Here is a 12,398-nt window from a genome sequence, read left to right on the forward strand (position 1 = left end):
TAATAGTTATTTTTGGATCGAAATGTAACGGAAATTCCAATCGTAAAAATCGTATTGATGAAACTTTATATTGTGCCAACACCTATCGGAAACCTACAAGATATGACTTTTAGAGCTATTGATGTTTTAAAAAGTGTAGATATTATTTTGGCAGAAGATACACGCACGAGCGGAAAGCTGTTGAAACATTTTGAAATTAGTACACACATGCAAAGTCACCACATGCACAACGAGCATAAAACGACTGAAGCTTTGATACAACGCATGAAAGCTGGTGAAACTTTTGCTTTAATTAGCGATGCTGGAACACCTGCAATTTCTGACCCTGGATTTTTACTAACGCGCGAATGCATTGCTAATAATATTCCTGTAGAATGTTTGCCTGGCGCAACCGCTTTTGTGCCTGCATTGGTAAATAGTGGATTGCCAAATGATAAGTTTGTCTTTGAAGGATTTTTACCTGTAAAAAAAGGAAGACAGACACGTTTTAAGCTGCTGGCAGAAGAAACACGTACGATGATTTTTTACGAATCGCCGCACAAACTCGTAAAAACTTTAGGGCATTTCTGTGAATACTTTGGCGAAGACCGACAAGTTTCTGTATCTCGCGAACTCACTAAACTCTACGAAGAAAATATTCGTGGTACTGCAAAAGAAGTCTTAGCTCATTACCAAAACAAACCTCCAAAAGGCGAAATTGTTGTTATTGTTGAAGGGAAAGGGAAATGATTTTTTCTAAAAATCTTTAGCGTTTCAAAATAGATCTCGATACAATTTTTCTTCATTTTATTACGAAAAATCACTCGATCTGACGTTAAGTGAAAGCAAACAAAAAAAGTATCTCAACAAACAAATTGCCACGTCATATTTCCTCCTTTAGATTAACAAACTAAAAACATTCGTGAATTCATGGTTGAAAAAAGAACCAGAATTTCGCCATGCTGAACTGTGTGCTGAGCGCAGTCGAAACACAGTATCACATAAGAGTGAGAAATAATTTAACATTTAACATTTAAAATAAAAAAAAGTCTAAAAGCGTCAGCGGTCTAAAGCATAGCACGTCTAACCTTCTAAGAAGTCTAAAAAACAGTATACAAAGTCGTTACAATAACACCTTTTCCTTTTTTTGGTACGATAGATACTAATTGTTTTGCTTCTTTCACTTTAAAGTCAAACGGAGAAGCCAATACATCTACTCCACTTTGCTTTTTAAGTCGAATGCCTTGTCCAGAAATAATATCTTTATTCGGGATAAAACTTTCATTAGGAATGTGTTCGGTAAGAATTACATATTGATACTTTTCTAACTTTCGTACAATACGCTCAATCTCAGCATTTGATAAATGTTGTAATACTTGTCGCACCAAAGCACAATCGCCAAGCGGCAATTCATCCACTGCAAGATCCAAACACTGAAATTCCAGATTTTCAGCCGTAAACTCTTTTCTATTATGTACAATCAAATCGTTTACAATGTCTACAGCAATATATTTTTGGGTATACGTTACCAATTCTTTCCCAACATTAAAATCGCCACAACCCAAATCGCAAACCACCAGCGGTTTTTCTACGGAAGTCAAAAAAGAACGCACTGCATGCACATACGGATGTACCAGCTCAGGAGCATGTGATCCTTCACCAGAATAAAAATCGGAAGTCGTATTTCCCCAAAGATTCAAGTCGTATACTTGCTCCATTGCATCTTTTGTAGGCCATGGTTTTTTTATCTTTTTAATTGATTTTTCATCCTTCATACAGCACAAATATAAAGATAAGGCTCTAATTATCTTCTATATCTAATTTGGTTAGTCAACAGAAAATTGCATTTCGTCTACAGTTAAACTGATCGCGCCGACGATTAGGATTTTCTCAGTTTTCAGCACATAGATTTGTGACATAAATAAAGAATATCATGAACAGACTACTACTAATCTTAAGCATGCTTACAACAACAATAGTAAGTGCACAAAACGATCCTTTCAATTGTGTATACGATGCTTATTTATTTCAATATAATGATGTGTATTCAATAGATTTAGCATCAGGAAGCTCTTATTTAGTAGCAGAAGATGTTACGCCAGGGAATATAAATGCTGCTGCATATAATCCTACAGATGGATTCATTTGGGGATCGTTAACTTCTCCAGCGAAAACAATTGTACGTATTGGACAAGATTTTCAAACAACTTCTTTTTATGTGGGCGAATTGCCTTCTTCAAATAGATATGTGGGCGATGTAAGTGCTGATGGAGTTTATCACTTGAAAGGTGGCGGAACAACGTATTATAAAATAGATGTAAATCCAGATTCTCCTACATACACACAGCACATAGGAACAGAATCTTTATCGCAAAATATAAATATACATGATTGGGCTTTTAATGCAGTTGATAATATGTTATATACTGTTGAAAAAGGCACTAATAAATTGTATCGAATTGATCCGGCAACAAACAATGTACAATCATTAGGTACTGTACCAATATTATCAGGATTAGATTATACCTATGGTGCTGTATATTTTGATCTTTCAGGACGTTTTTATGTATCTGCTAATCAAACAGGAACTATTTATGTAATTCAAAGTGTACAAGATTTAAACGGTAGTAACGGAATGGTTTCTAATTTGTTTGCTTTTGGACCTTCAAGCGCAAGTAATGATGGAGCACGTTGTCCAACTGCGCCTGTACCACAAGAAATTTGTGACAACGGAATTGATGATGATGGCGATGGTTTAATTGATTGTCAAGATCCTTCATGTTCTGGATATGGCGAATGTGAAGTAATAAGTTATGAATCTTCTGGAGGAAACGAAGGCGGATTGGAAAGCAACGGACGTTTGTCTGATGCTATTAACAAGCGTAATTACAATCGTGCAAAAACAAGCTTTAAATTTGATAGAGCAACTGCACCAAAATTGAGAAAATCACCTTCGTATGCAAAATCAAATTCAAATGGTTTCGAATTACAAGATTTTATTCCTTTAGGCATTATTAGTGAAAACGATGCTATTGAATCTACACCAGCAGATTTGGTAAATATCACAAATGCTACAGAAATTTATTCGGTAGATTATATCAAAAATAATACTTCGGTTGCTTCTATATTGGCACTAAAAACAGAAAATGGTGTGTACGAACACACAAAATATATATGCGATCGTTTGTTGGGCGCAGAATTAATTTCAGTCTCAACAATTTATATTAACGGACAGCAGTTTATTAAATCGCTCATAAAAAATACAGATAATACAGTTGAATTTGTGTTAAGCCTTTCGGCGAAAGTAACAAACGGCGATGCTAACTTTTCTATAGAAAGTCACTGGAATTTAGATAAATACGAAAGCGATGTTACTTTTTACAATTTTCAAATTTGGTCAAATTCTTTAGATGATTTATACCTTTTGGGCGAAGAAGTATTGAACTTACTAAACGTTCAAAAACCAATCTCAGATTATAACAACTCAACACCGCCAACGGTTTTTGTGAGAAAAGGAAAATATGAAAACGGTGCGCTCGATTTAGAGATTGTAAATACAAATGCAACGGCAAATGTAAACTTTGATGCAGGTTTTAGAACTACAGAAACGAGTGAATTCAACAATACAAATTCAACCTTAGACTTGAACGGAAATTACATTACCAACTTGCAAGTACCAACAGGAAACTTGTTTGATATTGGATTTAGAATTGGCGATGGCGTTGCTACTCCAGACGATTTATTTATGTCTGATGGTCCTTGGGGAATTGATGATTCGGAAACAAGTACAAGTGTCGTAAACTATTCGGTTTCTCCAAACGATTTTGAGTTTGATTCAGATGTATTTCCAATAGAAAGAAATGTATCCCTAAACGCAACAACAAGTACGTATTTTGCAGCATACAGAGCCTTAACTCCACGATTTAAAGCAGTTGATCTTACAGATTACAATGCATTTAACTTAACAGCAAGTGGAAATGGAAAACTAGAAATTACGTTTGTAAAAGAAAGCATTACCAATTGGGAAGCACAACACAAAACAATCATTATCCTAACGGATACTGAGCAAGAATTCAACATTCCAATTTCGAGTCTTTCTTCCATAAATAATACCGCTATTGTATTAGATGATGTAGTTACTATTGTATTCACAATGACTTCCGAAAACGGACAAGTAATCTCACGAACAATGAACTTATCTCATGTACACTTTTCTAGCGAAAGTACGTTAAGTGTCGTTGAAATAGAAAACGAAACAAAAAATATCTCGGCAATACCAAATCCGATGATAACACATACAAACATCCTATTTACTGCAAAGCAATCCGAGGACGCGCAGTTATTTGTTTATGACCAAGTAGGCAAGGTAGTTTATTCAATGAAGGTTAGAACTGAAAATGGTCAGAACACAATCCCCCTAAACCGAAATAACCTGCGTCCTGGATTGTATTTTTGTAAAATACAAGGCAAAACTCAAACCTATAAAACCCTAAAACTCGTGGTAAAATAATATTTCTAAGATGGATGGAGATTCCGTTCTTCAACGGAGTTAATTCAACTTACAATTTTGAATTTCATGGTGATTAAATTTGGTTAATGGTAAAAAGGCAAAAGGAGCAATTCTTTTGCCTTTTTTATGTTTCAAAAACAGTATTTAAAATGCTTGAATCACCTTTGTTCATTGACTTTATCAAACATATACAAAATAACTTATCTAAAGAAAATTGCATTTCGTCTACAGTGAATCTGATCGTGCCGACGATTGGATTTTTCGCAGTTTTCAGTCCCTAGATTTGTATTATAAATAAAGAATATTATGAAGAAACTATTACTACTTTTAAGCATATTTGCTACAGCAACTACCATTGCGCAGAGCTATCAATACTTAGGTGAATTTACTTCAAACGGAACACCTTTATATTTAGAAACTCCAGGAGATAATGTCTCGGTAGAAACACAGGAAATGATTAGCAATTCTTTACCTGAAAGTTATCCTGTTCCAGATTACAATCCACATTATATCTCATCAGGTTATGATACCAATTTAAGTATCAATCAAACAGCAGATGTTTGGGTTACTTTTATTAGTGAAGGTGCTGGTTATAGAAATGTATTAGGGTTTTATACATACGATCTTGATAATCCACCAACAACAGCACCAAGTAATGAAGACATTACGATTATCTTTCCAAATGCTTCTGCTTTAGGAAGTGGCGGCGGATTGCAAGTTGGTGACAAGGTAAAAATTGGAACTTTTGAAGCTGGTACAGGAATTGGTTGGGTTTTGTTAGCAAACGCATGGAGCTCAAGTGCTGGTACGGTTGGTACAGGTTTATGGAAACTTTATTCCAACCCAGATTTTAATCCTGAAGCTCAAGAAAATTTACGTTATCATAATGTATTATTGAATGATCCAGATAATGAACGTGTTATCCTCGGTTTTGAAGACATTCGACGCGATTATGGTTCGTGCGACAATGATTTTAACGACGCTATCTTTTATGTAACCGCAAATCCGTATACAGCACTTAAAACCACCAATTATGCCGATGTAGAAAGTGCTTCAAACGTAACCTCAGCCTATGATGGCGGATTGGAAAGTAATGGAAACTTAGCAGGTTTAATTGCACAACGTAACTTAAAAAGAACGCAAGCTGGAAACTCGAAAAATAAGAAACAATTGCAAACTTTTTTCGATAAACAAAATTATGTTACTTTAAACTCAGAGAATAATATAAGTTTAGACTCCTATTTGCCAGATACAGGCATGTTCGGAACGGAAACTCCATACATATCAAGTCCGACTGATTTACTAGGGATTACAAATGCTACTGAAGTATTTGCCTTAGATATGTATCAAGAAAATGCACGTGTTTCGGCAGTTTTAGCAACAGCAACTGAAGGTTCAGTTTATGATCATTCTAAAGTTATTTGTGATCGATTAAATAATTCCTCGTTAGAAGATGTACGAACCGTAATTGTACGAGGTCATCAACTCATAAGTGCCAAAATAGAAAGACCAACAGGCGAAACGGAATATACCTTAAGTTTTTCTGTAAAATTAGGTGATGCAGCCAACGAACTATACAGTTTTTGGAACATTGCGCAGTATCCTGAAGGCGATTATTATAATTTCCAAATTTGGGGAAGTTCTTTCTCGCAAGTATTCACAATTGGTAATCATATTATTGATACGCTTACGCTAGAAAAGCCATTGAACAGTCAGACTGTCGGTGATGTCATTCCGCCTGTATTTGTAAGTTCTGGTTACTATGCAAATGGAAACATTCATTTAAACATCATCAATAAAATAAACGCTACTTCCGTATTGTTTGATGCAAACATGGCTGCTACAGAAGTTTCTGAACGTACTACCATGACGCAAAGTGTAGCTTTAACAGGAAATTGGAATGATTCAATAACCATTGCAACAGGACAATTGTTTGATGTTGGACTTTCCATAAGTACAGACGTTTCTGCTCAGCAAGATGCTTTGTATTTGGCAGATGGACCTTGGGGAATTGATTATCAAGAAGACAATGTAATTGTAACAAATTTTCATGTAGATAATACAACTGTTGAAGATCTTGAAAATACACACGAAATTGAAAGGCAAGCAATGGTTTCTGGGCAAGTACAAGGAACTATCAATCTATTCAGGCATGTATTACCAGGCGATCAAACTTTGGATGTAAGCGAATATGATGCGTTTCAGTTCAATATTACCAACTCGCAACCTATAGAAGTGATTTTATTACAAGAAGGTTTAGACGATTGGAACAACCGTTATCGTGTAACCATTCTAGAAAATAATACTGAAACATTGTATCGCCTTCCATTCAACGAATTTGAAGATGGCAATGGAAATCCAGCAGATATAACCAATGTAAAAACCATCATATTCTCAACACAAGGCGATTATACTAGTTATCTACCCTTTAGCATACAAGTGCATAGCGCACGTTTTGGAATGGAAAACACGCTGGATGTTGCAGAATTTGAAATAGAAGCTGAGGCAAATAAAATGGTAGCGGTGCCAAATCCAATGACAACACAAACAAAAATTCAATTTACAGCAAAGCAATCCGAGGACGTGCAATTGCTAATGTATGACCAAGTAGGTAAGGTAGTTTATACAAAAAAGGTTAAAAGCAACATTGGTCAGAACACGGTTTCCCTAAGCCGAAATAACCTGCGTCCCGGATTGTATTTCTGTAAAATAAATAGCCGTACACAAACCTACAAAACCCTAAAACTCATTATAAAGTAAGATATAGTATTTATTCATGGTAATTTTATTGGTTAATTAAGAAAGGCAAAAGGAGTGATTCTTTTGTCTTTTTGTATAAAAGATAGTTTTGAAAAAAGATTATTTGATAAATCTGATTTGCAAATTGAGTTTAAAATACAATTCTCCATTTTCTTCGTATATCGTTCCAAAATTGTGTCTACTCGAACTTGCCGTTTCTAATTTTGTATTATTGAATAAGTAATCTTCAAATTCATTTTTATTGTAAATATGATAACACAAAACATCTCCGTTTTCTTTTACAATCAAATATCCGCCAGTTGCATCATACTGTCCAGTCCAAACTTTAGAAGGCATCATACCTAATGCAACATCAGTTAAAAATCGTTTTATTTTATATTCATAAAATTTGTGATCGTTAGAAATATCAAATCCTAAAGGGTTTTTAGTATTAATATTTTCTACTAAATCTGAAATGCTTGATTTGTCGCTCGAATAAAATTGATAGACAATTTCAGATAATATTTCAGGGAGTTTACTGTCAATAAGAATTAAATTATTAGCGAATATTTGTCTTTCCGTTTTTATAAATTCTAATTCCCCATTTAATTGTAAAACCTCATTAATTCTATCCATTATTTTACTTCTAGAGTCTATGGAATTTATCATTTCAATTTCTAATTTATCTAGCTTTAAATTAGGGATTTTAAAAATAAAATTTGTTGTTTTACCTGCATTTAGTAGAGTAGAAGGGCTTCCTAATTGGGATTTTATACTAAACCCTAAAGTTGGTTGTTGATTCGTTCTTTGATCATGAACAACTATTGTTATATCAGTTTTTGCTGCTGAACTAGCTTTTAAGGAAAGACAATTTATAGATTGCATGAATGCTTCTATTTCAGGAATAGAAAATGTTCTTTGTTTGTTTATCTTGATTTTATCAAGTAAGAATTTTGCTTTTTGCTTAAACTCGGGAACAGGAATTTTCAATACTTCTTCTCCACCAGAAACAAGTATAATTTCATCTTGAATTGAGTATTCAAAACTTCCATTACTTTCTGTTCTTAAAATACGTAAAATAGGATAAACTATTCCTTCTAATTTTTCAATATCTTTACTTCCAAGAAATAATTGTTTGTCTCCAAGTAATTTGAACAGCGTATAAATTTCACTCCATTCGCCTTTATTTCCTGTAATCATAAAGTTTTAAGTTTTTCTATAATCTTCTTAGCAGTAGCTTGAATTGCTGGAACCGCAACAGAATTACCAAATTGTTTGTATGCTTGAGCATCAGAAACTACAATTTTATAATCATCAGGAAAACCTTGCAATCTTGCCCATTCTCTAGGTGTCATTTTACGAATTCCTTCTTTATTAACTTCTCCCTTTATATGAGTTATTGGTGTAAAATCTTTTAATCTAAAATCGTAAACTAAATTTCTTTCTCTTCCCATTCCACCACAAACAACCGCATTTGCAATTCCATTATTTGGAATAATTTCATAGCCAAACCCATTGCCTTTACTTTCATGTCTTGCTTTATGATTTCGTAAAGTGTTTACATAAGTTTCAGATAAATAATATTTTACAGAAACCGTCTTAGCTTCTAAAATATTTTCAAGTGTTGTTTTTTTCTTTATTGGTTTTGGATATTCAAACTCTGTAACTCCCAAATCTTTTCTAAATCCAACTATAAAAATTCGTTCTCTGTTTTGAGGAACTCCAAATTCCTTTGCATTCATTATTTTCGGATCTGGTACAAAATAACCCAAATCTTCTCTCAAAACATTTAGAATTGTCGCTAAAGTTTTTCCTTTATCATGACTTCTTAAACCTTTTACATTTTCTAAAAATATTGCTTTAGGTTTTTTCTTTTTAATGATTTCCGCTACATCAAAAAATAATGTTCCTCTAGTGTCTTCAAAACCTCCACGTTTTCCTGCAATAGAAAATGCTTGGCAAGGGAAACCCGCACATAAAACATCAAAATCATTTGGAATATAATCTTTAGTTGTCTTTTTAGTAATATCTCCAAATGGGACTTCTCCAAAATTAGCTTTGTAGGTTTGTTTTGAATACTTATCCCACTCGCTTGTAAAAACGCATTTCCCTTTAATATTTTGAAATGCTAATCTAAAACCTCCAATTCCTGCAAATAGATCAATAAATTTAAATTCAGGTTTTTCAGGAGCTGGGAAAGGAATATTTTCTTGTTGAAATATTAAATACTGTAGAGCTTCTTCTGCTACAATGTTTGTGATTTTTTCTTCAGGAAATTTATATTTGAATAAAGTTTTTACATGTTCTAATGCATCTGGTTTATAAGATTTAGAAACTCCGTTCTTATGATTATGTAAGTAATGAGTAAAAGCAGCTTCTGTATCTTTTTTAGATTCAATAACTTTTATTTTGAATTTTTTTTCTCCAAAATCCTCAATTGATATTTTCTCTTTTAGAAGCACTTTTTTTGGTTTGAATTTATTGTTGCAAGTTATGAAAAAAAACCCATTCTACATTAGCAATAAGGTAATACGTGTGATAGTTCTATTTGCTTTTGTTTAGCTAATTTGTTTACTTAAACTAAGTGACTTAATATTATTGTTATAAACAAATTCCTATTACCTAACCTCAACACTCTTCCCATCAAACCACCACTTCAATCGAACACCAACCTCAGTAAACGTAAATCCGGCAGCAGTGGCAGATGCAATATTACTGCGTGTTCCAAAAATATTTACCAAACAACGATCGGAGAATTTATAACCCAATTTCCCTTGAAAACGGTAGGTGCTTTGCGAATCTTGATCCTCAATATATTGCAAACCTGTGGCAGCCGTGAGTTCGTAAAACCATTCGCTTGGTTTTGTAACGTTTTCATCTTTAATTAAGTTTAGGAAAACTTCACCAGCGTTGAATTTCTTTGGACTGAAGTAAATTGTAGGAACTTGATTTTCAAACGTAATATACTGATAATTCACTCCGACTTTTAACGATGGTTTGCTCAAAATGTTATAGTATAACGAAGTGAATAATAAATGCCTAGAATTGTTATCATTCTGAGAAGTATAATAGTATTGCGTAAACCAACCGAGATTGAAATTGGTACTTACATTATAATTTGCGTAGAAGTTGTTTTGCACAATCTCACGATCTAATAAGTCAGCATTGAAACTCTGTATTTCACGCTTGTATCCAATATCTAAGGTTTGTAATTTGAATGGTTTTATATTCAATGACAAGTCTGCCAACAACTGTGTATAATCGTTGGTTTCTGCATTTGCTGATGTAAGTCCAAAGGTTCCTTTAAACGTCATATTTGGCAGCAATTGATATTCCAAACCAGTCGAAATTGCATGCGAAGTTGCTTTGTTATTCGTAACCGTATTATTTGTAGTTCGGTATGTATAATTTCCGAGTAGTTTCAAACGTGTCGAAAACGGAAATTCAACCGCATTTTGCACCGAAAAGGCTTCGTTATCACCATTATCAAAAGTATACGCCGCTTTTCCATCATAAAAAGGCGTAAACTTCGTGTCTAACTCTTTAATAAAGTTGGTGGCATCTTTCTGATTGTTATAAAATGTCAGTGTCTTTTCTGCAGCAGCGATTGCTTCATCATAACGACCTAAAGCTTTTAGCGCATTGGCTTTTCCTAGGTTTCCATCAAACGAAGTAGAATCGTTTACTAAAATCTGATTGTAATCTGCCAAACTCTTTTTAAAGTTACTTTTATACACATTTAAAGTTGCGCGTAAGGCTAAAATCCAGTTTTCGTTTGGTTGTGCTGAAATTAATTCATCAATCAAATTAGTAGCTTTTTTATACTTTTTATTCCAAATTAATGCCTGAATGTATCTTTCTGTGGTTTGTTGAGTAATAGTAGCAGCTATATTTTCGTTCAAACTATCATATGCTAATTGACTTGTTTTCAATGCTAGTTTTTCCTTTCCTTTTAAATGTTCAATCAAAGCCCAACCATTTAACACAATTATTTTATTGGAAACATTTTTTGAACTGTTAAGCAGTGTATCATAAGTTGCTTTTGCTTTATCTAACTCGTCCATAATCAAATACAAATTCGCCAAATTCAACAAGGCATTTGTATCATTCGCAAAAAGCGACAGACATTCTTTTAATACGTTTTCTGCTTCAGCATATTGCTGCGCTTGCTGCTTTGTGTAAGCATGTCCTAAATAGATATACTTTTTTGACGTCATCGCGTTCGGATTTCCAGGAGAAATTTCCAATGCTTTATTGACATACGTTAACGCTTGGTCATATTCCTTTAAGTTCGATAAGGTATTTGCAAAACCTAATAAGGCTGGAAAACTCTTAGCATCTTCCGTTATTAATTTTTGGTAATACGCTTTCGCGAGATTGAACTCTTGGTTCCATAATAAGGATTCGCCGTAATTCAACTTCACCTCAAAATCGTTTGGATAGTCTTTTACTAAATCGGTAAAAATTGTTTTCGCTTCCGCAGCATTGCCATTCAATCCAACTGCGCGACCATAACACAAACGTGCGGTTTTATTTGTTGGATATTCCTTTAAAACTGTTTTAAAGAAGGTTTCTGCTTTTTGATACTTTCCAGTTTCCAAATACGAAAAGCCTTCTTTCATGTTCTGAGAGAAGCAAAAAACACCTATTAATAGGAACGAAAATAATACTGTATATTTTGTGTTCATGATCTTGATTTTAGACAATTGTAAGGTAAGCATAAGCTACCGATCATTCATCGCAAGTAAATTGAATCTCACCGACAACATGCCTATTTTCATAGCATTTCGAAGATATTTGTATCAATATTAATCGCAAAAACCTAAGAAAATGGCTTTACAAATCACACAACAAAACGGGACTTTTTTATTAAATGGAAAGTTAAACTCAACAACAACGAGATCATTTATCATTCACTTCGAATACATTATTGAACAATACCAAAATGTAGTTATAAATATTGATGGCATATCTGAAATTGATCACGATGGTTTGGAAGGAATTAAAACGCTAACAGCAATCGCGCTGAGAAGTCACAAAATGTTTTCGGTAATCGGAAATGGTTGCAAAGATGTATATCAAGATTTTAACTGCTCGCAAGTAGCATAGTTAGTATTGAGTATATAGAAATGAGAAGTGAGATACCTTCTAATTACCTTTTTTTAAAATA

8 protein-coding genes are annotated in these 12,398 nt (G+C 33.7%); 4 read left to right on the forward strand and 4 right to left on the reverse strand.

All coding sequences use genetic code 11. The features are described 5' to 3' along the window. Nucleotides 1–54 precede the first annotated feature (54 nt). On the forward strand, nt 55–729 hold the full coding sequence (gene rsmI / locus ACRBBL_RS10165) for a 16S rRNA (cytidine(1402)-2'-O)-methyltransferase (RefSeq protein ID WP_431369051.1): 675 nt from the start codon (nt 55–57) through the stop codon (nt 727–729). Between the two features lie 350 nt (nt 730–1,079). On the opposite strand, the gene ACRBBL_RS10170 is transcribed toward rsmI, so the two are convergent. After that, entirely contained in the window at nt 1,080–1,754 is a 675-nt protein-coding gene (locus tag ACRBBL_RS10170; RefSeq protein ID WP_431368935.1) for a methyltransferase domain-containing protein, read from the reverse strand. 158 nt (nt 1,755–1,912) lie between these two features. Here ACRBBL_RS10170 and ACRBBL_RS10175 point away from each other — a divergent pair, with 158 nt between their 5' ends. Beyond that, nucleotides 1,913–4,489 (forward strand): DUF6923 family protein, encoded by a 2,577-nt coding sequence (locus ACRBBL_RS10175; RefSeq protein ID WP_431368936.1) that lies wholly within the window; start codon nt 1,913–1,915, stop codon nt 4,487–4,489. A gap of 306 nt (nt 4,490–4,795) precedes the next feature. Further along, on the forward strand, nt 4,796–7,249 hold the full coding sequence (locus ACRBBL_RS10180; RefSeq protein WP_431368937.1) for a DUF4114 domain-containing protein: 2,454 nt from the start codon (nt 4,796–4,798) through the stop codon (nt 7,247–7,249). 99 nt (nt 7,250–7,348) lie between these two features. On the opposite strand, the gene ACRBBL_RS10185 is transcribed toward ACRBBL_RS10180, so the two are convergent. The 3 genes from ACRBBL_RS10185 to ACRBBL_RS10195 form a co-directional block, all read right to left on the reverse strand. After that, nucleotides 7,349–8,428, reverse strand: a complete 1,080-nt coding sequence (locus ACRBBL_RS10185) for an HpaII family restriction endonuclease (protein ID WP_431368938.1) — start codon at nt 8,426–8,428, stop codon at nt 7,349–7,351. Then, nucleotides 8,425–9,690, reverse strand: coding sequence for a DNA cytosine methyltransferase (locus ACRBBL_RS10190; protein ID WP_431368939.1), 1,266 nt, complete (start codon nt 9,688–9,690; stop codon nt 8,425–8,427). Before ACRBBL_RS10190 ends, ACRBBL_RS10185 begins: the two co-directional genes overlap by 4 nt. Before the next feature lie 156 nt (nt 9,691–9,846). Beyond that, entirely contained in the window at nt 9,847–11,916 is a 2,070-nt protein-coding gene (locus tag ACRBBL_RS10195) for a tetratricopeptide repeat protein (protein WP_431368940.1), read from the reverse strand. 142 nt (nt 11,917–12,058) lie between these two features. On the opposite strand from ACRBBL_RS10195, the gene ACRBBL_RS10200 reads away from it, so the two are divergent. Further along, nucleotides 12,059–12,337 carry a hypothetical protein gene (locus ACRBBL_RS10200; RefSeq protein WP_431368941.1) on the forward strand — a complete coding sequence of 93 codons (279 nt, stop codon included), beginning with the start codon at nt 12,059–12,061 and terminating at the stop codon, nt 12,335–12,337. Nucleotides 12,338–12,398: the final 61 nt, after the last annotated feature.

This window comes from Kordia sp. (assembly GCF_050633145.1).
Lineage (GTDB): Bacteria > Bacteroidota > Bacteroidia > Flavobacteriales > Flavobacteriaceae > Kordia.